A 24,692-nucleotide genomic window follows, 5' to 3' on the forward strand; every position below is an offset into this window, starting at 1 on the left:
AACACTATAACAAAAAATTCAATACTTTGTCAACTTGCTTGTATACGTGATGAGAATAAATTATAATTATCTTTGGTATTAATAAGAAAACGGGGTAGCTATACCGTCGCCTTTGAGGGGTGGAATAACTTGAAAGCCGGCTATATGGAAATATTTGAGGATATAAAGAAAGGGGAATTTGCCAGGCTTTATTTGTTTTACGGCCCTGAACAATATGTGAAGGAACAGGCACTTCTGCAGCTTTCGCAGGCTTTGATAGCCCCGGAGCTCAAGAGCTTGAATTACCAGACGATGGATGGGGAAACTATTACTGCCGATGACGTAATAAATGCCTGTGAAACCCTGCCCTTTATGTCAGAAAAAAGGCTTGTGGTGGTAAAGGACCTACCGGCCTTGTTGCAGGGAGGTCGCAGCAATATTGACGAGGATAGGCTCAAAAGCTATTTGCCTAGCATATCCTCTGCTACCTGCTTGGTTTTTTATTGCACCGATGACGTGAACAAGCGAAAAGCCTTATTTACTGCCATAGATAAGGTGGGCAAGGTAATAGAGTTTGAACCGTTAAAGCAAGAGGAGATAATAAAGTGGATCAAAAGCATGTTAAAACGCAATGGCAAACAGATGGAACCTTCTGCTTTGGAGTATTATGTAAGCATTGCCGGCAATAGGCTGGAGGATATATACAATGACCTTCAAAAGCTAATGATATATATAGGCGACAGAAAGGTGATAACCCGCTCTGACATAGAGCAGGTAGTTACTCCTGTGGCAGAATATACTGTATTTCAATTGGTAGAGGCGATAGGAATGAAAAAAACCGACCAAGCCCTCATGCTGCTTCACCAGCTTTTAGGAGAAGGCCAAAATGTATTCGCATTGTTAGCGCTCATTGCCCGGCAGGTACGTATAATATTTCAATGTAAATGGCTTAAGGAAAAGGGTTTGCCCCAAAAGGATATTGCTCAAAAGTTAGGGCTTCATCCCTATGTCGTGAAGAAGGCAATGGAGCAAAGCAGCCATTTCAGTATGGAACAGCTTAAAAAAGGCTTACGGGAGTGCTTAAAGGTGGATTATGGTATAAAGAGTGGGAGGATCCAGCAGCAACGTCTGGGAATTGAAATGCTCATCATAAACATGTGCAAAAAATGAGCCAGTCATCTTGCTGTGGAGTCGATGGCTCGTCTATCATAAAACAAAATTGCCGCCACACTACCCCTCATTTTGGCTGGGGGTCAATGGCGGTTTTCGGTTTTTTTGGGTGAGTTTTAAGCCTTCAAGGGTGTACGGAAAGAAAAGAACATCACTGTGCTGCCTGCTGTTGTGCCAGCGCGCGATTTAAACGGATGGCCAATCTGGATTTTTTACGATTAGCGGTATTTCTGTGGATAACGCCCTTTGAGGCAGCCATATCGATCCTCTTTACTACCTGGGGGAACAGAGCCTTTGCCCCTTCGATATCGCCGGCTTCTAAAGCTCTTTCAAATTTCTTAATCATGGTTTTCACATTGGAACGTATCATCTTGTTTCTGAGGGTGCGTTTCTTTATGATCCTTATTCTCTTGAGAGCTGATTTGGTATTTGCCACCTATTTCACCTCCTTTACCAGTTCAACGGTAATTATTCTACCATGAGTGAAATGCTAATGCAAGAACTAAGTTGGCATCAATTTTTTGGTGAGGTAAAGATGTTGGCTTCAATATGAGCAGGTATAAAATTAAACCCCGGCGAAAAATTATAAAAAAGGGCGATGTGACGCTTTTACTCTTTGGAGTCCAAGATTGGATTTAAATTTCGATGAAGGGATGGTGAACAAGTGGGGAATATACGTACTGACTTGGCGCTGGAGGCCCGCGAGCTTTACCAGCAACAAAACAGGGGGTATATACCGGGAGTCAAAGTTGATGAGGAAGAGGTGGAAGGAGTAAAGATTTCACGGGTGCACATTATATCTCCTTTGGGTGAGGAAAGCCTGGGCAAACCCCAGGGGAATTATATAACCCTTGAAGCGCCTGACATTAAGAATAGAGATCCGGAATTTCAAGAGACCCTCAGCAAGCTTCTGGCTCAAGAGATAGGTAAGCTAGTAAACCTTAACAAAAAAAGCGTGACTCTTGTGGTGGGGCTTGGCAACTGGAACATAACTCCTGATTCGCTGGGGCCTAAAGTAGTCGACAGGTTGTTGGTTACGCGGCATATCCTTGAATACATGCCTGACCAGGTGGATGAAAGGCTACGCCCGGTGTGTGCCATAGCTCCCGGCGTCTTAGGAATAACAGGCATTGAGACAGGAGAAATAATAAAAGGTATTGTGGAAAAGGTAAGGCCGGACCTGGTGATTGCCATAGATGCTCTGGCTTCGCGTAGGACTGATAGAATTGGGGTAACGATACAGATTGCCGATACCGGGATAAGCCCTGGCTCAGGTATAGGCAACAAGCGAATGGGTTTAAACAGGGAAACTCTGGGTATTCCCACCATTGCAATTGGTGTTCCTACGGTTGTCTACGCCTACACCATAGGACGTGACTCTCTGCAAATGTTAATAGACCAGTTTGCTGATCAGGCCACCCCAGGTAGCCAATTTTATCAGATGCTTAGACAGATGGACGAAGCTCAGTTAGATGCCCTGGTACATCAAGTGGTAACAGAGGAACTGGGAGATTTGGTAGTCACCCCTAAAGAGATAGACCTGTTGATAGACTATGTGGCCGATGTTCTAGCTGATGGGCTTAACTTGGCACTGCATGAAAACATGACCATAGAGGATATAAAGCATTTTGTAAGCTAACTCGATAAAACCAAGCATACATGTTTTTGCCCACGAATATTTATATAAAAGTACAAAAAGGAAAGAAGGATGTGGGGGATGGTACATATCCGGGTGGTCAGAGCAAAGACTATAATTTATTACCTTGTGTTGGCAGTAGTTATAGGGTTAATAACCTTTTTTTGCTATCAACTGATAGCTAAGGTATCCAGAGGCGTACCTTTTGTTGTCTCAAATGGTGGTGGGAACCCCGCGGGAGAAGGACGACAGCTTTATCTAAAGGTGCTTGATAAGCTTAATGACCCGCGAAATATACTAGCTTACCAGATGCCGTTTTTAAGCGGTATTTCGGCCAAAGATGGGGTTTCTCAGGAAGTTGCTGTTGAGACCAGTGCATCCCGTGGTGAGCCCACACAGCGGCAAACGGAACAGAACATAGATGCGCCTGAGGTGTTTTTAAAACACGACCCGGATATGTCAGAGGAGATAAAGATAGAGATATCCAAAATAAAGGATGACCTGGGTCCCATTACTTTGACGGGTGAGGGCCCACAGGTACTCATATACCATACCCATTCCCGCGAAGCCTACCGACCAGACAATCAAAATCCCTATAAAGAGGTTGAGGCTTTTCGTAGCAATGACCTCAATTACACAGTGGTAAAAGTAGGTGAGGAGCTGGCGAAACACCTGCAGGCTAAGGGGATTCCTGTGATTCACGATCGTACAGAACACGAGCAAGGAGACCATTCCACCGCTTATCAAAGGTCGCTGGAGACCATAAAGAAGCGGATGGAAGAATATAAATCACTTCAGATATTTATAGACTTGCACAGGAATGCGTATCAGCCGGGGGTAAAAAATCCCGATGATGAGGTGATCGTTATAGACGGCCAGAGGGTTGCTAAGCTGTTCGTGGTCATCGGCACCGGTGAAGGATACGTGGGTGGCTTTTCAGAAAAGCCCAATTGGAAAGAAAACTACAAGTTTGCTTTGCGGCTTACAAATAAGTTGAATGAACTGTATCCCGGAATAGCAAAGCCTGTATATGTCAAGCCTTCAAGATATAATCAGCACGTGTCCACAAAGGCAATACTTATCGAGGTAGGTAGTAACTTGACCACGCTGGAGGAAGCTAAACGGACTGCCAAATATCTTGCAGAAGCCTTGAGCCAGATTATAGAATAATTTGATGCTGTCGAGTGTGATTTTATGAATTGCCAGGGGCATAAGGTGCGCAAAATTTTATGGTATAATACTAACAAGAAAGGGCTCCTTTCTGATAAGATCAGGGAGGGGCATTTTATTTGCCTATGGAAATCAGTTTGGGCCATGCCTATAAAGTAAAGTTGCTTTTTTGCAATGCATTTATTATTATATTTAAGTAGTTTATCAGTTAGCGAAACGCAGAGGAGGAATAAATTAAATATGCCCAATGCCAGACAAAGTAAAATACGGAATTTCTGTATAATTGCCCATATAGATCATGGAAAGTCCACACTCGCTGATCGTTTGCTGGAGATAACTGGTACTTTGACTGAGAGGGAGATGCAGGAGCAGGTACTTGATACCATGGAGATAGAGCGAGAACGCGGCATTACCATCAAAGCCCAAGCTGTGAGGCTTGTTTACAAGTACAAAGATGGAGAGGAGTATATATTAAACCTTATCGATACTCCGGGCCACGTTGACTTTACCTACGAGGTTTCAAAGAGCCTGGCTGCATGCGAAGGGGCGTTGCTGGTGGTTGATGCATCCCAGGGCATACAGGCTCAGACCCTGGCAAACCTGTACCTGGCTTTAGAACATAACCTGGAGATTATACCTGTAATCAATAAAATTGACCTTCCAAGTGCACGCCCTGAATGGGCAAAGACACAGATTGAAGAGGTGATCGGGTTAGATGCCCACGATGCACCGCTTATCTCGGCCAAGAACGGCATAGGCATAGAGGAAGTGCTGGACAGGATCATAGAGAGGATTCCACCACCGGAGGGCGACGAGGATGCACCTTTAAGGGCTTTGATTTTTGATTCGTTTTACGATAACTACCGTGGGGTCATCACATATGTCAGGATAAAAGAGGGGACTGTAAGGCCAGGCCAGAGGATTAGAATCATGTCTAATGGCAAGGAATTCGAGGTCACCGAGGTGGGCATATTCCGGCCTCATCTTACGCCTATAGACGAGCTAAGGGCAGGAGATGTAGGGTATATAGCGGCGGGGATAAAGAATGTGGGTGATACCCGTGTGGGGGATACCATAACCAGCGCAGACAGACCGGCTTCTGAACCCCTTCCGGGATATAAAAAGCTGCAGCCGATGGTTTACTGCGGCATTTATCCGGCTGATGGGGCAAAATACGAGGATTTGAAGGAGGCCTTGGCAAAGCTGCAGCTTAACGATGCATCGCTGGTCTTTGAGCCTGAGACATCGGCAGCTCTTGGGTTTGGCTTCAGGTGTGGATTTCTGGGGCTACTGCATATGGAGATCATTCAGGAACGGCTGGAGAGGGAGTATGACCTAGACCTTGTAACCACCGCTCCTAGCGTGGTGTACCGCGTGTACAAGAAGAACGGTGAAATGCTGGAGGTATCTAATCCAACTGATATGCCTTCGCCTGCCGAGATAGACCATATGGAAGAGCCGGTGGTGAGGGCTCAAATCATAACCCCTACTGAGTACGTTGGGGATATTATGGAACTGTGCCAGGAACGGCGTGGAGAGTTTAGGCATATGGAGTATCTTGAGAGTACCAGGGTGATGCTGACATATGAGCTCCCGCTTAACGAGATCATATACGACTTTTTCGATGCGCTTAAGTCCAGGACGAAGGGGTATGCATCCTTTGACTATGAACTCATAGGATATAAAGAGTCGGATTTGGTCAAGCTGGACATATTGCTCAATGGACAGATGGTGGATGCCCTTTCGGTCATAGTGCACAGGGATAAAGCCTATGCCAGGGGACGAGCTATAGTTCAAAAACTGAAGGAGGTCATACCGCGTCACCTGTTTGAGATACCCATTCAAGCGGCTATTGGGAGCAGGGTTATAGCTCGTGAGACCATAAAAGCCTTGAGGAAGGATGTCCTTGCCAAGTGTTATGGCGGAGACGTCACCCGTAAGAAGAAGCTGCTGGAGAAGCAGAAGGAAGGCAAAAAGAGGATGCGCCAAGTTGGCTCTGTAGAGGTTCCTCAGGAGGCTTTTATGGCCGTACTCAAGCTCAATTGAACTTAATTAAATGGGAAGGAGAGCCCTATGCGCCAGGTGGGGATTTATATACACTTTCCATTTTGCCTAAAAAAATGTCATTACTGCGACTTTCCGTCTTATCAAGGAATGGAGCGGTGGATGGAGCCCTATCTTGAGGCCCTTTGTAGGGAAATACTCGAATGGAAGGGTGTAGTTGGCGGTTGTGTTGTCAAAAGCATATATCTGGGTGGGGGTACCCCTACCCTTTTTTCTGGGCAGCAGATATCCAGAGTGTTGGAGGCGTGCTTTAAAAACTTCAACGTGCAAAAAGATGCAGAGGTCACTATTGAAGCTAACCCCGGCACTGTTGACTTGGATAAGCTGTTGACGTTGAGGGCTGCCGGAGTAAACCGCTTGAGCATAGGATTACAAGCGTGGCAGGATAAGCATCTGAGGTTTCTGGGGAGGATACACAGCAGCGATGACTTTGTTCAAAGCATGATGTACGCTAAAGAGGCGAGGTTTGAAAACATAAACGTGGATGTCATGTTCGGGTTGCCCTATCAGACGTTGGAGGATTGGTTGGAGACCCTTGAGAAGGTGTGTGCCCTTGGAATACAGCATATATCCATGTACAGCTTGAAGGTGGAGCCTGGCACTTCGCTATATCGTTGGTATGAGGAGGGAAGATTTTCGCTTCCTACTCAGGAAGAAGATAGGCTGATGTACTACAGGGGCAGGGAATACGTAAGCAGATTTGGATTTGAACAATATGAAATATCCAATTTTGCCATACCAGGAAAGGAATGTGTTCACAACCTTATATACTGGTATAATGAAGAGTATATAGGTTGCGGAAGTGGAGCGCATTCCTATTTTAATAATGAGAGGTTTTCAAATACCAGCGACGTAGAAGAGTATATATGGGCGGTGATGAATGGTACACAGAAGATAAATTACCGGGAGAAGATAGGGGAAGATGATGAACGCTTTGAGACTATAATGCTGGGGCTCCGCCTAGTAAAGGGCATAAATAAACAGAGGTTTAAGGCCAGGTTCGGGAAAGATATAGAGTTCTATTATGATGAAACCATTAAAAAGCTGGTAAATCAGGGGCTTTTGATTGATGAAGGAGGTTCCATTAGGCTTACCCAAAAGGGGTTGGACGTTCAAAATGTCGTTTTGTTAGAATTTATGCACCTCTAGTAAAAACCTATTGACAAACAATTGCTGAAGTGCTAACTTAAATATAGATTAGCACTCGATTAATGAGAGTGCTAACAGAAAGAGGGGTGATATCTGTGCAACTGGGCAAACGCAAGCTACAGATACTGCAGGCGGTGATAGATGATTATATCTGTTCAGGGGAGCCGGTAGGCTCCAGAACGATAGCCAAAAAGTATGGCATGGGTATCAGCCCTGCTACCATAAGGAACGAAATGTCTGATCTGGAAGAGATGGGGTATTTGCACCAGCCGCATACATCAGCAGGGCGTATCCCGTCGGATAAAGCATATCGTCTGTATGTGGATAAACTGATGAAGACCAGGATGCTTACCGCTGATGAAGCTGAGCGCATCAAGAAGATATACGAGCAGCGTACTGCTGAAATAGAGAAGGTCATAGAGCAGGTGGCCAAGGTGCTATCTGACATTACAAATTATACTTCGGTAGTGCTGGGCCCGCAGCTTAATAAGGTGTTGATAAAGCGCATTGAGCTGATACCGGTCGACAGGCAGTATGCCCTTTTATTGGTTGTAACCTCTGCAGGCATAATAAAGGATACCATTATACGGATACCTGCTGATATTGATGTGGGGTATCTAGAGAGGGTTTCCAACATGCTAACGGTACACTACCGCAACAAGACGTTTGCAGAGGTAGATATAAATTCCGTACAGGATGTACAGAAGGAGATGATGAGGCAGAAAGAGTTTTTCAATTCTATTATAGATGCCTTAACTGAAAGCATCGCTCATAAAGAGCAAACGGAGGTGTATCTGGGAGGCACCACCAATATATTCAATTTTCCAGAGTACAGGGACATAATGAAAGCCAGAGCCTTTTTAAACTTGATGGAACAAAAGGATTTGTTGTATGCCCTTTTGAGCAAGTTTGATAAAAAAGGAGTAACTGTGGTTATAGGTACTGAGAACGAGCATGAACAGATGAAAGAATGCAGTATAGTGATGACCACTTACAGCATAGGTGACAAGGTGTTAGGAACCTTGGGCCTTATAGGGCCTACACGGATGGAGTATTCCAAAGCGGTTTCGGTGGTCCGATATGTAGGTGAAGCTGTAAGCAAGTACCTGACTTCCCTTTTTGAGGAGTAATATAATTTTTTAAACTGATTGTCAAAATATTTTAAGGGCGGTGAATTTTTGATGATTAATAACCATGATCTGCCAAAAGAGGAACAGGTGAGAGAACAGGGGCAGGATATTAATGAAAATGAGGAATTAAAGTCAAATCTTGAAGATGTTGTTGCCGCTGAAAGCGATCAAAACGATGATACGCCCGTGAAAGATCTGGATGTTGAAGAAGGGGTGCAACAGAAAGAGGGCTGTGTTGAGGAGCAGCCCGTTCCTACTGTTGAGAGCTTGCAGCAACAGTTAGAGAAAGCCATACAAGAGAGGGATGAATACCTCTCTATGGCTCAAAGGATTCAAGCCGATTTTGACAATTACAGGAAAAGGAACAAAAACGCTATAGCCGAAGCGTATGACGCTGCAACTGCCGATGTCATAAAATTATTTTTGCCCATTTTGGATAACCTGGAAAGGGCTCTTGATGCGGCTAAAGAGGGTTCTCCGGATGAGACCATTTCCAAAGGCGTTGAAATGGTGGTACGGCAGTTCAAAGACGTACTTAAAAAGCTGGGGGTTGAAGAAATAGATGCTTTGGGTAAGCCCTTTGATCCAGAGCTTCACGAGGCTGTCATGAAGGGTGAAGCCGGAGAAGGCGTTGAGGACAACACCGTGATTGAAGTCTTTCAAAAAGGTTATAAATACAAAGACAAGGTAATACGCCACAGCATGGTCAAAGTGGCGGTCAAGCAATAATCTTTAAAATCTTTAACTGGAGATAAAAGGAGGAATAGGATATGGGAAAGGTGATAGGGATAGACCTTGGGACCACTAACTCGTGTGTTGCTGTCATGGAAGGCGGTCAACCGGTTGTAATCCCCAACGCAGAAGGCGGTAGAGTGACTCCTTCTGTTGTGGCCTTTACCAAGACGGGGGAGCGCTTGGTAGGACAGGTTGCCAAGCGTCAAGCCATAACCAATCCTGAGCGCACCGTGATTTCCATAAAAAGGCATATGGGTACTAATTACAGGGTGAAAATAGATGATAAGGAGTATTCACCCGAGGAAATATCTGCCATGATACTTATGAAGCTGAAACAGGACGCAGAGGCTTATCTAGGCGAGAAGATTACCCAGGCCGTTATCACTGTGCCGGCTTACTTTAACGATAGTCAACGTCAGGCCACCAAGAATGCGGGAAGGATTGCCGGACTGGAAGTGCTCCGTATAATCAACGAGCCCACTGCTGCAGCTTTGGCGTACGGCCTTGACAAGGAAGGCAACCAAAAGATACTGGTGTATGACTTGGGCGGTGGAACTTTTGACGTGTCCATACTCGAGATCGGTGACGGCGTGTTCGAAGTGTTGGCTACCAGCGGTAACAATCGCCTGGGAGGAGATGACTTTGACCAAAGGATTATCGACTATATAGCAGATGAATTCATGAAGGAACACGGCATTGATTTAAGAAAAGATAAGATGGCTTTGCAGAGGCTAAAGGAGGCGGCCGAAAAGGCCAAAATAGAGCTTTCCAGTACCCTTTCCACTAACATAAACCTTCCATTTATTACAGCCGATGCCTCTGGTCCTAAGCACATTGATATGACCCTTACCAGGGCTAAATTTGAGGAGCTGACGGCTGACCTGGTGGAGATGACCATGGGCCCATTAAGGCAGGCACTCAAGGATGCAGGGCTTACTCCCGATGATATCGACAAGGTAATCTTAGTGGGCGGTTCTACCAGGATTCCCGCAGTTCAGGAGGCTGTGAGAAGAGCTACAGGTAAGGAGCCCTATAAGGGGATAAACCCAGACGAGTGCGTGGCCATAGGTGCTGCTATTCAGGCGGCTGTTCTGGCGGGAGAGGTAAAGGATGTGTTGCTGCTTGATGTGACACCTCTTTCGCTGGGCATTGAGACGCTGGGTGGAGTGTTTACCAAGATTATAGAGCGAAATACCACCATACCCACCAGGAAGAGCCAGATTTTCACCACTGCCGCTGATGGCCAGACCAGCGTTGAGATACACGTGCTGCAAGGCGAAAGGCCGATGGCGGCTGACAACAAGACACTGGGACGCTTCATTTTGGATGGAATACCGCCTGCTCCCAGAGGGGTACCTCAGATTGAGGTGACGTTTGATATAGACGCTAACGGCATCGTACATGTCTCCGCAAAGGATTTGGGTACCGGCAAAGAGCAGAAGATCACCATTACGGCAACCACACATTTGTCTGAAGAGGAGATACAAAAGGCTATTAAGGATGCTGAAAGGTACGCAGAAGAAGATAAGAAGCGCAAGCAGTTGGTGGAGGCCAAGAACAACGCTGACTCCCTCATATACAACACCGAGAAGACCATGAGGGAGATGGGCGATAAGCTCAGTAAGGAAGATAAGGATAGGATCCAAAAGGAGATCGAGGCTACTCGAAAGGCTATAGAGAGCAATGACGTAGATAAGATTAAAGCAGCTACCGAGAAGCTCACTCAGGTTTCGTACGAAATATTCGGCAGGATATATCAACAACAAGCCAGGTCTGCTGGTGGGGCTTCCGGTCAGGATGCATCGGGTAAGGGAAATAGGTCGAAAAATGATGATGTGGTAGATGCCGATTATGAAGTGATGGACGATAATAAATAAGCTAGAAAAGCCAAAACCGTCACGGTTTTGGCTTTTCTAGAATTCTTTTTTTGTTGTGTTGGCGGTCAAGGTGTGGCAGAAAGGTGGTGAGCGGGCTTGGAAAAGAAGAAGGACTACTATGAGATACTGGGAGTGGATCGCAACGCTACCGAGGAAGAGATCAAGAGGGCTTATAGAAATCTGGCAAAGAAGTACCATCCCGATTTAAATCCCGGCGATCCTGAGGCCGAAGCCAGGTTTAAGGAGATCAATGAAGCCTACAATGTGCTCATCAATCCCGAGACCCGTGCCCAGTATGACAGGTATGGACATGAAGGGCCTACCGGGCAAGGGTTCGGCGATTTTGATTTTGGTGGCATAGACGATATATTTGACATGTTCTTTGGAGATATCGGGTTTGGTACTTCCAGCAGGCGCCGCAGGAATGCGCCTGTACGGGGAGCCGATATCCGCTATGACCTGGATATATCGTTTGAGGAAGCAGCCTTTGGCACTAAGAAGGAGATAGAGGTTGCACGGCTGGAGACCTGCCCTGAATGTAAAGGTACAGGGGCAAAGACTGGCACGCAGCCTGTAACTTGCCCGGTATGTAGAGGGACGGGTGAGATTTCGTATTCGCAGACCACAGCCTTTGGTCGTTTTGTAAATGTGAGGGTGTGCGACAGGTGCCATGGAGAGGGTACTATAATTGAGGAACCCTGCCATCGCTGCAACGGCAGGAAGAAGATAAGGAGAATAAGGAAGATCAGCATAAACGTTCCTGCTGGCATCGATAGTGGGCAGGTTATCACCTTGAGGGGAGAAGGTGAAGCGGGAGAACGCGGTGGTCCGCCGGGAGACCTGTACGTATATATAACGGTACGGCCCCACAAGATTTTCAAGCGGGAGGGGTATGACGTGTATTGCGAGGTGCCCATAACCTTTGGGCAGGCAGCCCTGGGTGCAGAGATAGAGGTGCCCACTCTCGAGGGTAAGATGAAATATCGCATCCCTGAAGGTACACAGCCGGGTACGGTATTCCGCCTAAAAAACAAAGGTATCCCACATTTGAGGGGAGGGGCGCGTGGGGACCTCTATGTAAAGGTGAACATAGAAGTGCCCCGGCGGCTTACAGAAAAGCAGAAGGAGCTCATAAGGCAGTTTGAAGAGCTGAGCAAGGAACACAGGGATCATGATGATAAAAAATCTTTTTTCGATAAGATGAAAGACGCATTTGGCGTTTAACTAAGCATATAGCGGTTTATCATTTCAATGAAGGCGGAGGGATGATGTATGAAGTGGATAGAGATCAGTATAAAGACCACACATGAAGGCGTTGATGTGATGGCCCAGCCCCTGTATGAAGTGGGGGTGGAGGGGGTAGTGATAGAGGACCCAAGGGAGATTTCCGCCTTCATTGAGGAAAATGCCGATTGGGAGCTGGTGGACGAATCGCTTTTAAAGGATTTGAACGATGAGGTGACCCTCAAAGGCTATCTCCCCAATGACGCTGAATTTCATGACAAGCTTCAGTACATCAAGGAGAGGATCAAGTGGCTTAAAGAACAGGACTTGGGGTTTGATGTGGGCTCAGGAGAGCTAACCCTTGCCAGCATGCACGAGGATGATTGGGCAAACGGCTGGAAGAAGTATTTTAAGCCCGTTAAGGTGGGACAAAGGATTGTGGTTAAGCCCACGTGGGAGGAGTACGCCTCTAGGGAGGGCGAGATAGTGCTGGAGCTCGACCCCGGCATGGCGTTTGGAACGGGAACGCACCAGACCACTATCCTTTGCATACAGGAGCTTGAAAGGCATGTTTTTCCCTCTTGCCGCGTGCTGGATGTTGGGTGTGGGACGGGCATCCTCGCTATCGCTTCTTTACTTTTGGGAGCAGGGCATGCAGTGGCTGTGGATATCGACCCTAATGCTGTGAGGATTGCAAGGCAAAACGCTATGCAAAACGGTGTGCTTTCTCGAATGGATGTGGTGCAGGGGAATCTGGTCGACGGGGTGGAAGGCAAGTATGACGTGGTTGTTGCCAACATCATAGCCGACGTTATTATAGCTCTTACACGGCCCGTCAAAGACTTTTTGAATGCTGGTGGAGTGTTCATAGCTTCGGGGATTATACTTGATCGGTTGGATGACGTTCTTCAGGCCATAGGCAAGGAAGGATATAGGGATGCTGAGTATCGTACGATGGATGACTGGGCAGTGGTGGTGGCAAGGCATGCATAGGTTTTTTATAGAAAGGGGACAAATCAAGCGAAATGCAGTGACTATTGAGGGTGAGGATGCCGAGCACATCTATCGGGTGTTGCGTTTGCGCCCAGGGGATGCTATTGAGCTTTGCGACGGTCAAGGGAACGACTATGAAGCCGTGATAAAGGCCGTGAGCAAAAACGGGGTTGAGGTTTATATAGAGAGAAGTTACCCAAGCCAGGGCGAGCCCCAGGTTACAGTAGTGCTGTATCAAGCTATTCCCAAGAGCACCAAGATGGACCTCATAATCCAAAAATGCGTTGAGTTGGGGGTACGCCGGATTGTACCGGTGGTTACAGCCAGGACTATAGTAAAGCTTAATTCAGTGGATAGTGAGGTTAAGAAGGTGTCCCGCTGGCAGAAGATTGCCAGAGAGGCGGCCAAGCAGAGCAGAAGGGGCATTATCCCGGAAGTTTCCTTGCCTGTGCCATTTAGCCAGGCGATACGTGAATCCTCCGAGACGCTTCGCATATTCCCGTGGGAAAACGAGAGGAAGGCGGGGCTTAAAGGCCTTTTCGAAGCTTCAAATATCTGGGAGGATGGCATAGCCATTATGGTGGGGCCAGAAGGTGGCTGGGAAGAGCAGGAGGTTGAAGAGGCAAGGGAAATGGGGTGGAATACCGTCTCCCTCGGCCCCAGGATATTGAGGACCGAAACGGTAGGAGTGGCCATATTATCTGCAATCATGTTTTGTGCAGGGGAGATGCAATGGAAGGCAGAGTAGAGAGAAAAAGCGTTGCTTTTTATACTTTGGGTTGTAAGGTAAATCAGTATGATACCCAAGCAATGATGGAGCAGTTTGCGAGCCGAGGGTATCGTATAGTGGATTTCGGTGAGAAGGCTGATGTTTACGTGGTCAATACCTGTACCGTTACCAACCTGGCTGACAGAAAGTCCAGGCAGATGATACGTAAGGCTCACCGGACTAACCCCCATGCCGCCATTGTAGTAGTGGGCTGCTTTGCCCAAAGGTCAGCCGAGGAAGCAAAAAAAATCCCAGGCGTCAAGCTGGTGGTGGGTACGCAGGACCGGCACAAAATCGTGGACCTGGTGGAAGAAGCGCAGTCTGCGGAAGGAGTAGTCGTTGATGTAAAAGACATAATGAAGGTGAGGAAATTCGAAAGCACTCCCATAAGCTCATACGAGGGAAGAACTAGGGCTATATTGAAGGTGCAGGAAGGATGTAACCAGTTTTGCACTTACTGTATAATACCCTATACCCGTGGACCTATAAGGAGCAGGCCTCTACATGAGGTGTTGGAAGAGGCAAGGCGGTTGGTGGGCGTCGGGTTTAAGGAAATAGTGCTGACGGGAATTCATTTGGCTTCGTATGGAATGGACCTGCAGAAAGAATTGCAGGGTGTAAACTTGCTTTCATTGCTTGAGGGTTTAAATTCGATAGAGGGGTTGGCAAGAATACGCTTGGGCTCGATTGAACCCAACTTTATAACCTATGAATTTATTGAGGGCGTTCAGAAGCTCCATAAGGTGTGCCGACACTTCCATGTCCCACTTCAGAGCGGTAGCGATTCTGTCCTAAAGAGGATGAACAGGCGCTACACCACACAACAGTATAGCCAAGCAATAAGCGTGATACGTCAGAGTTTCCCCGATGCCGCCATAACCACCGATGTGATGGTGGGGTTCCCTGGGGAGACAGATGCCGAGTTTGAGGAGACCGTGAACTTTGTACAACGGATTGGGTTTAGCAGGATGCATGTATTCCAGTACTCTCCAAGGGAAGGGACACCCGCTGCCAAATTCCCCAATCAAGTGCCGGCGCGGGTCAAAGAAGAGCGTAGCCGTATACTCATAGATATAGGGCATCAGATTGCACGACGCTATATGGAGGGGTTTGTAGGCAAAGTTGAGGAAGTCTACTTTGAACAGGAGAGCCCTTACGGCCTTGATACCTATGAAGGGTATACACAGCACTATATAAGGGTGGTGGCTGGCAGCCAGGTGGATTTGAAGGGACAAATTTTGAATGTGAAGCTGAAGGAAGTAAGGGACGATTACATGGTGGGTGAAGTGCAAAACGGGTGATGGCGGATGGATTTGCTGCCAGTTATCCAGAGGTCGAAAGGGATGAATTGATTGCGAATATGTGGTAAAATTATGTACAGAGATTGAATTCACCATAGTGTTAGGAGGTAGTCTTTATGGATGATTGCATATTCTGTAAGATAGTGAGCAAGCAAATTCCTTCCAGGATTGTTTATGAGGATGACAGCATACTTGCCTTCCATGACATCGACCCCAAGGCGCCTGTACATGTGCTGGTAATACCCAAGCAGCACATCTCTTCCATCAATGAGGTGACACAAGAGAACAGCCAGGTAATTGCTCACATATTTGCCACCATGCCCAGAATTGCACAGCAACTGGGAGTAAAGGACAGCGGATACAGGGTGGTGGTCAACTGCGGTAAGGATGCCGGGCAGGCTGTGAACCACCTACACTATCACCTGTTAGGAGGCAGAAGCCTTACTTGGCCGCCGGGTTGATGGCCTCGATTTTGTTTATTGACACACAACAGAATGAAAGGGTATAATAGACTCACAGCGGTATTTCACATTTTATTATCTTAATTTGTCTTGGCGGAGGGAGGGAGAAGGCATGGCAGAAGTTGAAGTCAGAGTGGGAGAAAACGAGTCGTTTGAGAGCGCTTTAAGGCGTTTTAAGCGTCAATGTGCTCGGGCAGGCGTTCTGGCTGAGCTGCGCAAGCGTGAACACTACGAAAAGCCCAGCGTACGGCGCAAGAAGAAGTCTGAAGCAGCTCGCAGAAAGAGAAGATATCGCTAACAACCTGCGTAAAATGTGAAATTATCCCTCCCTCGGTCGGCAGGAGGAAAGTTGCTAAAGCAAAGGTTGCTGAATAACACACTAAAGCAGTAAGCTCGTTAGAAGACAAGTGCTTGCAAAGGGGAGGAAATATTGCAAATGCCTGTAAACCTGGTGCATATGCACCAGGTTTTTATCTAATGAACGACACAGTGAAAGCGTTCGACGGTTAACTGGTGGCGGAGGAATCGGTGACGGTAGTATTTCGCTACTAAAAGCCGACGAATCTTATGGAAGGACGGGATGAAAAGTTGTTTTTAATAAAAGAGTTTAAGTTTGACGCTGCTCACAACCTCGAAAGCTATAAAGGAAGATGCGAGAAACTTCATGGTCACACTTATAAGCTAGTGGTGGTGCTGCAAGGGATTCCGGACCATGAGGGCATGATAATGGATTTTTTAGAGCTGAAAGAGATTGTAAATGAAAAAGTTTTGAAAAAAATCGATCACTCATACATTAATAACATTATAAAGCAACCTTCGGCGGAAAACATAGCCCTCTGGGTGTGGAAGCAGCTTGAAGAGAGTGTAAATAGAAAAAATTGCAGGCTTTACGAGGTGCAGGTCTGGGAGACCGAAACAAGCGGGGTTGTATACAGGGGTGAAAGCTTTGAAGGACGTTCAAAGTGAAAAGGACGAAAGGCGGCTTCCTCTTAAAAAGGTTGGGATAAAAAACATAGAGTGGCCCTTAAAGGTGCTGGATAAGACGAAGGGCCATCAGTACACCGTCGCTAAAATAAGCCTTTCAGTCGATTTAAGGCATGACATACGGGGCACACACATGAGCAGGTTTGTGGAAGTGTTAAACAATTTAAAAATGCTGAGTCCGGCTGCTTTAGTAGAAATTCTTGCCGAAATAAAAGACAAACTGCGAGCTGAAAAAAGTTACCTTAATATTTGCTTTCCGTATTTTTTATGGAAAGAATCGCCGGTTTCCCGGCTTTCCTCGCCGCTTAAAATACAGGCCGTGATAGAAGCAGAAAGTAGCATGATGTCTACTATAACCATGGGAGTGCAAGTTCCGGTTCACACCCTCTGCCCGTGTTCTAAGGAAATAAGCGAAAAAGGTGCTCACAACCAGCGGGCGATTGTGGAGATTTACGTAAGGTCAAAAAAGATGATATGGTTTGAAGACCTTGCCGAGATAGCTGAGAGGAGTGCCAGCTCTCCTATATACGCCCTCCTTAAAAGGCCTGATGAAAAATTCGTGACGGAAATGGCATACAATAACGCAAAATTCGTGGAGGATGTGACACGCGATGTGGCTTTAGAACTTGAAAAAGATAAGAGGATAGAATGGTATAAGGTCCAGGTTACGAGTTTCGAGAGTATACATAACCACGATGCTTTTGCATGTGTGGAGAAAGGGATGACTGAAAATTGATGTTGGAGATTTCTCGTGAGTATTTGCAAGTTGAAATGGAAAAGGTGGGAGCCCATTCGGCATCCTTTCCAATATTTGAAAGAAAAGCGGAAATTATACCCTTGAAAATCTATGACGTATTAGCTCCGGGAGCAAATGTTATAAAGCAGGAAATGCTGTCTCTCGGCGGGGATGCAGTGGTTCACAAAAACGCCGTAGACTGCAAGGTAGAAAGGTCGGACGTAATTCTTCTGGGCACCAGAAAGCACTATGAGGCTTTGTTAAAAAAATTAGAGAGAGCCGATTACTTTGGATTGCAGGATGTAAGGAAAAAGCTAAGAGATTACCTGGAAAGCAAAAAACCGGCATATATCGAAAGCCCGTGGGGCCGCCGGATAACTTTTGACCGCACCCGGCTGATGGGTATAATAAACGTTACGCCGGACTCCTTCTTTGCCCGTTCAAGAAAAGAGGATTTAGAGCAGGTCATAAAGGCCGCTTCAGAAATGATAGAAAACGGAGTCGACATCATAGATATAGGTGGCCTTTCAACCCGTCCCGGTTCCGAACCCGTAGAGGAGGAAGAAGAACTGAAAAGGGTGCTTCCGGCTGTAAAGGCTCTCCGTGAGGAGTTTTCGCAAGTTCCTATATCGGTGGATACTTACAGAGCTAAAGTGGCGGAAAAAGCGCTGAATGCAGGAGCGGATTTAATAAACGACATCAGTGGGCTTCAGTTTGACGAAAATCTTGTAAAGGTAGTGGCCGAATATAAAGCTCCTTTGGTACTGATGCACATAAAAGGAACGCCAAAGGATATGCAGAAAAATCCTTATTATGATGATGTGGTGAGGGAAATAGTAGAGTACTTTTACGAGAGGATTGATTTTGCCGTTTCTTTTGGAGTAAGACCCGAAAACATCATCCTAGATCCCGGAATCGGCTTTGGGAAAAACTATGAGCACAACCTGGAAATCTTAGGCCGGCTAAAGGAATTTAAAAGCCTGAAAAAGCCGCTTCTTATTGGAGCATCGAGAAAGACTTTTATCGGAAAGGCGTTGGGGGATGTACCACCTGAGGAGAGACTGGAAGGAACCCTTGCAGTGACGGTATTATGCACGTTAAATGGAGTAGACATAGTGAGGGTGCACGACGTAAAGGAGAACCGGAGGGCCATAGACATTGTGGAGGCGATAAAATGCCAAGGGCGTTTGTAGCCCTGGGGAGCAACCTGGGGGATAGAGAAAGGAACATCACCGAGGCCATTGAAAGGATGGGGCGGCGGGGTATAAAGGTCATCAAGATGTCTTCTGTTATAGAGACGGAACCTTACGGGTATAAAGAGCAAGATAAATTTTTGAACGCCGCCTGTCTTGTGGAAACCGAACTTTCACCGGTAGAGCTTTTGGATGTGCTTCTTGAAGTAGAAAAAGAGATGGGTAGGGAAAGGAAAATTCGCTGGGGGCCTCGTAATATAGACCTGGACCTCATATTTTACGAGGACAGGATAATAATAGAAGAGCATTTGATAGTGCCCCATCCCGATGCCCACAACCGGGCTTTCGTGATGGGGCCGATTGCTGAGATCGATCCCGATTTTGTTCATCCAGTATTGAAAAAAAAGGTAAGAGAAATATATGAAGAACTAAATGAAAATTGACGGAATATGTAGTATAATAAAATTGAAGGATATAAGCTGGTTGGATGAATAGTTTGTATACAATAAGGGGGGAGGGGGGTTTTGAGGCGGAAAGGCATACACGGCTTTATGGTCTTTTTGATCGCTCTGTTTACTGTATGCCAGCTTGTGGCTTTTTTGAATTTCAGAACCGGTTATGTGATCCGCCATGAGGACTTTGTGGAGGTATCGATAGAGCCGCCCCATCCCGCTGACAGGGGCGATGCGTCAAGGGGAAGGGTCGATGACCAGTTGGTGGACGGTGACGACATGCAAAGTCAAGATGATAAGGAGATACTGCTTTTGAGCTTCAATATACGCCACGGAGTGGACCATAAGGGTAGAGAGAGTTTAAGGTCAATAATAGAGGAGATAAAAGGTTCCAAAGCACACATCATTGCGCTTCAAGAAGTGGACTATTACATGCCACGGTCTAGATTTAAAAATCAGGCACGCGAGATTGCATCAGCTCTGGGATTTTATTATGTATACGGTGAGACCATAAACGTGCTGGGGATAAAATACGGTAATGCCATTATAAGTGTGTATCCCATTATAGAACACCAAAATATCAGGCTGTATTCCAGCTCATTGGAAAAGAGGGCGATTTTAAAGGCAAAGGTCAGCATAGAAGGGGATATATATCACATATTAAACGTGCACCTAGGTTTGAAACGAGAGGAGCGCCAGAGGCAGATAGAGGAGATTAACGGCATAGTTGAGAATTTAAAAGGGAATGTCATTTTAATGGGCGATTTCAACGAACAAGCGTATTCTCTAGATGGACAATCCATAAGCGACAGCTTGGTGGATACGGCTATCATCAAGCAAAAGGAGTATTTGAATACCTATGCATTTTACAGCGATACACCCAATACCCGCATTGACCGCATATATGTAAGCAAAGATATAGAGGTAATAGATCACTTCGTTGTACCTTCGAAAACCTCGGATCATTCCATGGTTTTTGCATTGATTTCGCACAAAAAGAACAAAAAAGCAGGAATTATCTGAGGATTGTGGAATAAACAATAATAGTGGCAAAGGCGTTAAATAGGTGTTTTTTTGTTATTAGCAAGGGTATGATTAATATAAGGAGTCCAGTATAAAAGCTGTTAAGGGGTATTAATATGTCAAAGGGGAATTTTATAAATAAAAAATACGGGCTTGGGCTTGTCTTGGGGTTTATGATTGTGGCTGTGTGGGCGGCAGGTGCGTTAGCTCTGGCAGATAATGATAGGGTTTATGTGGTTCCCATACAGGGGGAGATAACGCCTGCCATGGCTGCTTTCGTTGAAAAGCAGGTTAGGCTGGCAAATGCCGACAACGCTGGTGGCATACTCTTTGTGATATCCACGCTGGGAGGAAGGGTGGATGCTGCTTTTAACATAAAGAAGGCCTTGCTTGAATCGAAAGTACCGACTGCTGTGTATATCATTGACCGAGCCGAGTCTGCTGGAGCGCTGATAGCCATAGCTTCTGACACCATAATAATGGCACCGGGCAGCCATATGGGTTCGGCAGAACCTATACCATACACTGAAAAGAACGTGGCAGCAATAAGCGGCGAGTTCAGGAGCACTGCTGAGTTGAAGGGGAGGGACCCCAAAATTGCTGCTGCTATGGTAGACAGAACGATAGAGATACCGGGTATAAAGGAGAAGGGTTCTTTGCTGGACCTGACTATTCAGGAGGCTTTAAAGTGCGGGTATGCGGATGCCATCGCTAAAAATGTGGATGACGCGCTTTCACATTTAGGGTGGGCAGATGCGCAGATATACAGGGTGGAGCCCGATTTTAAGATAAAAATAGCCCAGTTTTTGACTCGTACCGATGTGTCATCTCTCTTGTTGTTGGTTGGCATGATAGCAATACTTATCGAGGTTTTTGTGCCTGGATTTGGATTGCCTGGCATTATAGGCGTGATATGCTTTGGCTTGTATTTTGGAGGGAATTTTCTGGCTGGTTATACCGAATGGTGGTCTATAATGTTGTTTGTAATAGGTCTTATTTTACTTGCAATTGAGCTGGCTGTTCCCGGATTTGGCGTATTTGGCATAGGCGGGATTATCGCTATATTGGGAGGGCTGGTATTTTCTGCTTCAGATTTTGCAAAAGGGATGATGGCAGTAGGGATAGCTTTGCTGGCCGCTATTATTGCCATACCTATACTGTATGGGCTGTTTGGCGGACCCAGGTTGCTTAGAAAGCTGGTTTTAACCGAGAAAGTGGTGACGGTGAAAGAAGCCCAACCAATGCAGAAGGCAGGGCATGTACAGCTTGTAGGCAAAGCCGGAAGTGTGGTAACCCCGTTAAGGCCGGCTGGCATCGTGGAGATCGAGGGAGTCAAATACGATGTGGTGTCGGATGGTGAATTTATTTTGCCGGGTGAGAAGGTGAAAGTGGTGGAAGTTGAGGGTTCAAAGATTGTCGTCACCAGGCTGTAAGGCGCTGTTTTTATTAGCCTAAGCCTGAAAAAAATAAAAAAGGAGATGGTAGTATGCCAGAGACCATTTTACTTGTAATGGGCTTGATAGTAGTGGCTATAATAGTGCTGGCCGTGATCCTTACTTTTGTGCCGCTGGGATTGTGGATTTCAGCACTGGCAGCAGGGGTCAAGATAGGTATTTTCAACTTGATAGGTATGCGGCTGAGAAGGGTGATCCCGTCCAGGATAATCAATCCCCTTATAAAAGCTACTAAGGCAGGTCTGGACCTCAGCGTTGACAAGCTTGAAGCTCATTACCTTGCGGGAGGCAATGTAGACCGCGTGGTAAATGCATTGATTGCGGCTCAAAGGGCCAATATTCCTCTTGAGTTTGAAAGGGCGGCTGCCATAGACTTGGCAGGAAGGGATGTGCTGCAGGCCGTTCAGATGAGCGTAAACCCCAAGGTGATAGAGACGCCCAAGGTATCGGCTGTGGCAAAGGACGGCATAGAGGTGATGGTAAAGGCGCGGGTTACTGTGAGGGCCAACATAGACAGGTTGGTTGGCGGTGCCGGCGAGGAGACCATACTGGCCAGGGTAGGAGAAGGCATAGTGACCACTGTAGGTTCGGCTGAGAGCCATAAAGAAGTGCTGGAAAATCCCGATCGCATTTCACAGACGGTGCTCAACAAGAGCCTTCATGCAGGGACGGCGTTTGAGATACTCTCTATTGACATAGCCGATGTGGACGTGGGAAGGAACATAGGTGCTCAGCTTCAAATTGACCAGGCAGAGGCCGATAAGCGGATTGCCCAGGCTAAGGCTGAAGAGAGGCGTGCCATGGCCGTGGCCAAGGAGCAGGAGATGCGCGCCGCCGTGCAGGAGATGCGAGCCAAAGTGGTAGAAGCCGAAGCTGAAATTCCTAGGGCTATAGCTGCAGCCCTCAGAGAAGGGAAGCTGGGAGTAATGGACTATTACGCCATGAAAAACATAATAGCCGATACGCAGATGAGGGATTCCATAGCCAGGATGGGAAGGGAAGATACATCTAGTGAAGACAAGAAATAGAGGCGCACGCCGGTCTGGAGATGATGATAAATGTTAGATATAATTATAGTGTTTATAGTGCTTAGCATGATAATAGCCAATATATTAAAACATACAGGGGCTCCTAAGCAATGGCCTAATGCTGAGGTTTCAGGCGCCCCTGTGAGGCCTAGGCAGCCAAAGACGTCAACACAGTCCCGAGATGAAGGGGATGTTTACCGGCGGCCTGGCGGCCGTCAGACGCAAATATCTAGCATTGAGAAAGAGAACAAAACGTACATGGCTACTGAAAGGTTCAGGACATCCATAGATGCTGAGAGGGTCCAAGGCTTTTCTGTTGATAGCTCATTTGACAACTCTCTCGAGGGGGTAAGCCAAGAGGGTTTAGAGTATACTTCTAAAGATGTTGCTAGAGAAAATGTTGCGGCTGTGAGGCTTGAAATTATATCCCCAGAAGTAAAACCTCACGCTCTTTCTTTTAGCAAGCATGCCATAATAAATGGCATTATAATGTCCGAGCTGTTGCAGCCCCCTAAGGCGTTAAGAGGAAGGCGACTTTATTAAAGACATTTTGCCATCTGAGAAAAACTAGAATGTCTAATGCATTCTAGTTTTTCTTTTTTTTGCATATTATTTTGTATCAAGGAGGGATTGCCTTGAGGAAAAGGAGGATAGAAGAAGTAAAGGCAAAGGTATCCGAAATTTTTGAACTTCCAAAGGATATCGTGCTCAATCTACCCAGAATCAGCATGATTGGCAACAATCAAATGCTGGTTGAGAACCATAGGGGGGTAATAGAGTATACGCCCCAGAAGATACGTCTCAACTCTACAATCGGTGTGATCCGCGTTGAGGGGCAGGATATGAACCTTAAAAATATTGCCGCTGATGACATCTTGATAACCGGTGTGATAAAGCTGGTGGAATTTTAGGTGCCGAGGTGAAAGGCATTGCTTGTTTTGAAGCTGTGGAATTACATAGCTGGCTATCTGGTCATAAGGGTGGATGGCCTGTCTCTAGAAAAGTTCATCAATTTGACCATAAGCAATGGAATTTTTTTATGGGGGATAAAGCGTTCGGGCTATACCACCATGACCGCTTGCATAAGCATTGGCGGATTTAAAAGGCTTAAAGGTATTGCGCCAAAGGTAAAATGTAGGGTTAAGATACTCGGGAAAAAGGGGTTACCCTTTTTGCTTGTTCGGCTTCGTCACAGAAAGATGTTACTCATTGGGTTGACGGCATTCATGGTGGTGTTGTACTTCCTTTCTTCATTTATATGGATGGTAGATATAGAAGGGAATCTCAAGGTACCAGATGAGGAGCTATTAAATGTTCTGGCCAAATACGGTATCAGGCCAGGGGCTTTTAAAAAAGGGCTTGATATATCGGCGATTGAAAACCGGTTGGTCACAGACATACCCGATATTTGGTGGGCTAGCATTCAGATTAAAGGAACCAAGGCTATAGTAAAAGTAGTGGAGAGGGCACAGCCACCTCCTATGGTTGATAAGGATTTACCCTGCAATATAGTGGCAAGCAAAGACGGCATAATCCATGAGATGGTTGTACTAGAAGGCCAACCCATGGTAAGAGTGGGCGATACGGTGAAGAAGGGGCAGCTTTTGGTAAGCGGCGTAATTGAAGACCCGGAGACCAAGGCTACACGTTTTGTGCACGCTATGGCTCAGGTAACCGCACGTACGTGGTATGAAGGCCAGGCCATATGTTCGGTGGAAGAAGGGGTTGTGCGGCGGACTGGCAAGAAGGTGGTTCATAAGTTCATCGATATGGGGCGGTGGGTTGTGGAATATCAAAAAGGGGAAATACCTTTTAAGCACTATGAAGTGGAGGAAAAGAGGGTGCCCTTTTTTGGGGAAGGAAGGTTTTTCCCCGTTACCATGATAGTGAGGGAATACTATGAGGTTGAGAAGCTACCAGCCAGTATGTCCTTGGAGGTTCTTAGAGAAACAGCGCAAAAGAGGGCTATGGAGGATGTGAATAAAAAAATTCCCTCTAATGTTAAAATTGTTGACAAACAAGTGAAATACGATATGATAGAAGGTAAAGGGATAAAAGCTACTGTATATGTGGAAGTATTGGAGGATATATCGTTAGAGCAAAAAATCAATGTTGAGTAGGGGGATTGCTTGATTGGAGAGCTTTAGGGTTGAAAAGATTGTAG

25 protein-coding genes are annotated in these 24,692 nt (G+C 46.3%); 24 read left to right on the forward strand and 1 reads right to left on the reverse strand.

All coding sequences use genetic code 11. The features are described 5' to 3' along the window. Positions 1-129 precede the first annotated feature (129 nt). Entirely contained in the window at positions 130-1,149 is a 1,020-nt protein-coding gene (gene holA, locus JOD02_RS03215) for a DNA polymerase III subunit delta (RefSeq protein WP_204486856.1), read from the forward strand. 151 nt (positions 1,150-1,300) lie between these two features. Here the strand turns inward: holA and rpsT are convergent, their stop codons facing one another. Further along, positions 1,301-1,585, reverse strand: coding sequence for a 30S ribosomal protein S20 (gene rpsT, locus JOD02_RS03220; RefSeq protein WP_204486858.1), 285 nt, complete (start codon positions 1,583-1,585; stop codon positions 1,301-1,303). Between the two features lie 228 nt (positions 1,586-1,813). Between rpsT and gpr the strand changes: the two genes are divergently transcribed. The 23 genes from gpr to yqfD all read left to right on the forward strand — a co-directional run bounded on the left by gpr (position 1,814) and on the right by yqfD (position 24,648). Beyond that, entirely contained in the window at positions 1,814-2,788 is a 975-nt protein-coding gene (gene gpr / locus JOD02_RS03225; protein ID WP_204486860.1) for a GPR endopeptidase, read from the forward strand. A 78-nt stretch (positions 2,789-2,866) separates the two neighbouring features. Next, positions 2,867-3,955 carry a stage II sporulation protein P gene (gene spoIIP / locus JOD02_RS03230; protein ID WP_204486861.1) on the forward strand — a complete coding sequence of 363 codons (1,089 nt, stop codon included), beginning with the start codon at positions 2,867-2,869 and terminating at the stop codon, positions 3,953-3,955. A 240-nt stretch (positions 3,956-4,195) separates the two neighbouring features. Further along, positions 4,196-6,001: a translation elongation factor 4 gene (lepA, locus tag JOD02_RS03235; protein ID WP_204486863.1), complete on the forward strand. Its 1,806-nt coding sequence runs from the start codon at positions 4,196-4,198 to the stop codon at positions 5,999-6,001. A 27-nt stretch (positions 6,002-6,028) separates the two neighbouring features. After that, positions 6,029-7,168: a radical SAM family heme chaperone HemW gene (gene hemW, locus JOD02_RS03240; RefSeq protein ID WP_204486865.1), complete on the forward strand. Its 1,140-nt coding sequence runs from the start codon at positions 6,029-6,031 to the stop codon at positions 7,166-7,168. 95 nt (positions 7,169-7,263) lie between these two features. Beyond that, a complete protein-coding gene (hrcA, locus tag JOD02_RS03245; RefSeq protein ID WP_204486866.1) occupies positions 7,264-8,298 on the forward strand; it encodes a heat-inducible transcriptional repressor HrcA in 1,035 nt (344 codons plus the stop codon). 51 nt (positions 8,299-8,349) lie between these two features. Further along, complete coding sequence (gene grpE, locus JOD02_RS03250; RefSeq protein ID WP_204486868.1) at positions 8,350-9,027, forward strand: nucleotide exchange factor GrpE; 678 nt, start codon at positions 8,350-8,352, stop codon at positions 9,025-9,027. A 41-nt stretch (positions 9,028-9,068) separates the two neighbouring features. Further along, positions 9,069-10,910, forward strand: a complete 1,842-nt coding sequence (dnaK, locus tag JOD02_RS03255; RefSeq protein WP_204486870.1) for a molecular chaperone DnaK — start codon at positions 9,069-9,071, stop codon at positions 10,908-10,910. Positions 10,911-11,006: 96 nt separating this feature from the next. After that, the gene (gene dnaJ, locus JOD02_RS03260) at positions 11,007-12,134 is read left to right on the forward strand and encodes a molecular chaperone DnaJ (protein ID WP_204486872.1); all 1,128 of its coding nucleotides are present in this window, start codon (positions 11,007-11,009) and stop codon (positions 12,132-12,134) included. Positions 12,135-12,182: 48 nt separating this feature from the next. Beyond that, entirely contained in the window at positions 12,183-13,127 is a 945-nt protein-coding gene (prmA, locus tag JOD02_RS03265; protein WP_204486874.1) for a 50S ribosomal protein L11 methyltransferase, read from the forward strand. Further along, entirely contained in the window at positions 13,120-13,875 is a 756-nt protein-coding gene (locus JOD02_RS03270; protein WP_204486875.1) for a 16S rRNA (uracil(1498)-N(3))-methyltransferase, read from the forward strand. The genes prmA and JOD02_RS03270 overlap by 8 nt, the downstream gene beginning before the upstream one ends. Continuing rightward, positions 13,860-15,197, forward strand: coding sequence for a tRNA (N(6)-L-threonylcarbamoyladenosine(37)-C(2))-methylthiotransferase MtaB (gene mtaB / locus JOD02_RS03275; RefSeq protein WP_204486877.1), 1,338 nt, complete (start codon positions 13,860-13,862; stop codon positions 15,195-15,197). The genes JOD02_RS03270 and mtaB overlap by 16 nt, the downstream gene beginning before the upstream one ends. 116 nt (positions 15,198-15,313) lie before the next feature. After that, positions 15,314-15,658: a histidine triad nucleotide-binding protein gene (locus JOD02_RS03280; protein ID WP_204486879.1), complete on the forward strand. Its 345-nt coding sequence runs from the start codon at positions 15,314-15,316 to the stop codon at positions 15,656-15,658. A gap of 112 nt (positions 15,659-15,770) precedes the next feature. Beyond that, positions 15,771-15,956 (forward strand): 30S ribosomal protein S21, encoded by a 186-nt coding sequence (gene rpsU / locus JOD02_RS03285; protein WP_204486881.1) that lies wholly within the window; start codon positions 15,771-15,773, stop codon positions 15,954-15,956. A gap of 290 nt (positions 15,957-16,246) precedes the next feature. Then, positions 16,247-16,624 (forward strand): 6-carboxytetrahydropterin synthase QueD, encoded by a 378-nt coding sequence (gene queD / locus JOD02_RS03290; RefSeq protein WP_204487344.1) that lies wholly within the window; start codon positions 16,247-16,249, stop codon positions 16,622-16,624. After that, positions 16,605-17,378, forward strand: a complete 774-nt coding sequence (gene folE2 / locus JOD02_RS03295; protein WP_204486883.1) for a GTP cyclohydrolase FolE2 — start codon at positions 16,605-16,607, stop codon at positions 17,376-17,378. Before queD ends, folE2 begins: the two co-directional genes overlap by 20 nt. Continuing rightward, positions 17,378-18,571, forward strand: coding sequence for a dihydropteroate synthase (gene folP, locus JOD02_RS03300; protein WP_243426309.1), 1,194 nt, complete (start codon positions 17,378-17,380; stop codon positions 18,569-18,571). The genes folE2 and folP overlap by 1 nt, the downstream gene beginning before the upstream one ends. Then, a complete protein-coding gene (gene folK / locus JOD02_RS03305; protein WP_204486885.1) occupies positions 18,553-19,014 on the forward strand; it encodes a 2-amino-4-hydroxy-6-hydroxymethyldihydropteridine diphosphokinase in 462 nt (153 codons plus the stop codon). Before folP ends, folK begins: the two co-directional genes overlap by 19 nt. Before the next feature lie 81 nt (positions 19,015-19,095). Beyond that, a complete protein-coding gene (locus tag JOD02_RS03310; protein WP_204486887.1) occupies positions 19,096-20,046 on the forward strand; it encodes an endonuclease/exonuclease/phosphatase family protein in 951 nt (316 codons plus the stop codon). 116 nt (positions 20,047-20,162) lie between these two features. Further along, entirely contained in the window at positions 20,163-21,479 is a 1,317-nt protein-coding gene (locus JOD02_RS03315; RefSeq protein WP_204486889.1) for an NfeD family protein, read from the forward strand. A 53-nt stretch (positions 21,480-21,532) separates the two neighbouring features. After that, entirely contained in the window at positions 21,533-22,528 is a 996-nt protein-coding gene (floA, locus tag JOD02_RS03320) for a flotillin-like protein FloA (protein ID WP_204486890.1), read from the forward strand. A gap of 30 nt (positions 22,529-22,558) precedes the next feature. Next, on the forward strand, positions 22,559-23,071 hold the full coding sequence (locus JOD02_RS03325) for a hypothetical protein (protein ID WP_204486892.1): 513 nt from the start codon (positions 22,559-22,561) through the stop codon (positions 23,069-23,071). 92 nt (positions 23,072-23,163) lie between these two features. Further along, on the forward strand, positions 23,164-23,439 hold the full coding sequence (gene yqfC / locus JOD02_RS03330) for a sporulation protein YqfC (protein ID WP_204486894.1): 276 nt from the start codon (positions 23,164-23,166) through the stop codon (positions 23,437-23,439). A gap of 18 nt (positions 23,440-23,457) precedes the next feature. Next, on the forward strand, positions 23,458-24,648 hold the full coding sequence (yqfD, locus tag JOD02_RS03335) for a sporulation protein YqfD (RefSeq protein ID WP_204486896.1): 1,191 nt from the start codon (positions 23,458-23,460) through the stop codon (positions 24,646-24,648). The last annotated feature ends 44 nt before the right edge of the window (positions 24,649-24,692 follow it).

Source organism: Caldicoprobacter guelmensis, assembly GCF_016908415.1.
GTDB classification, from domain to species: Bacteria; Bacillota; Clostridia; order Caldicoprobacterales; family Caldicoprobacteraceae; genus Caldicoprobacter; species Caldicoprobacter guelmensis.

What these genes read in the sequence shown, in the direction of transcription:
- mtaB (WP_204486877.1), top strand. Translation starts at nt 13,860, where the DNA reads ATGGAAGGCAGAGTAGAGAGAAAAAGCGTTGCTTTTTATACTTTGGGT.
- lepA (WP_204486863.1), top strand. Translation starts at nt 4,196, where the DNA reads ATGCCCAATGCCAGACAAAGTAAAATACGGAATTTCTGTATAATTGCC.
- rpsU (WP_204486881.1), top strand. Translation starts at nt 15,771, where the DNA reads ATGGCAGAAGTTGAAGTCAGAGTGGGAGAAAACGAGTCGTTTGAGAGC.
- hemW (WP_204486865.1), top strand. Translation starts at nt 6,029, where the DNA reads ATGCGCCAGGTGGGGATTTATATACACTTTCCATTTTGCCTAAAAAAA.
- JOD02_RS03325 (WP_204486892.1), top strand. Translation starts at nt 22,559, where the DNA reads ATGTTAGATATAATTATAGTGTTTATAGTGCTTAGCATGATAATAGCC.
- JOD02_RS03315 (WP_204486889.1), top strand. Translation starts at nt 20,163, where the DNA reads ATGTCAAAGGGGAATTTTATAAATAAAAAATACGGGCTTGGGCTTGTC.
- folP (WP_243426309.1), top strand. Translation starts at nt 17,378, where the DNA reads ATGTTGGAGATTTCTCGTGAGTATTTGCAAGTTGAAATGGAAAAGGTG.
- dnaK (WP_204486870.1), top strand. Translation starts at nt 9,069, where the DNA reads ATGGGAAAGGTGATAGGGATAGACCTTGGGACCACTAACTCGTGTGTT.
- floA (WP_204486890.1), top strand. Translation starts at nt 21,533, where the DNA reads ATGCCAGAGACCATTTTACTTGTAATGGGCTTGATAGTAGTGGCTATA.
- JOD02_RS03280 (WP_204486879.1), top strand. Translation starts at nt 15,314, where the DNA reads ATGGATGATTGCATATTCTGTAAGATAGTGAGCAAGCAAATTCCTTCC.
- spoIIP (WP_204486861.1), top strand. Translation starts at nt 2,867, where the DNA reads ATGGTACATATCCGGGTGGTCAGAGCAAAGACTATAATTTATTACCTT.
- folK (WP_204486885.1), top strand. Translation starts at nt 18,553, where the DNA reads ATGCCAAGGGCGTTTGTAGCCCTGGGGAGCAACCTGGGGGATAGAGAA.
- JOD02_RS03270 (WP_204486875.1), top strand. Translation starts at nt 13,120, where the DNA reads ATGCATAGGTTTTTTATAGAAAGGGGACAAATCAAGCGAAATGCAGTG.
- prmA (WP_204486874.1), top strand. Translation starts at nt 12,183, where the DNA reads ATGAAGTGGATAGAGATCAGTATAAAGACCACACATGAAGGCGTTGAT.
- grpE (WP_204486868.1), top strand. Translation starts at nt 8,350, where the DNA reads ATGATTAATAACCATGATCTGCCAAAAGAGGAACAGGTGAGAGAACAG.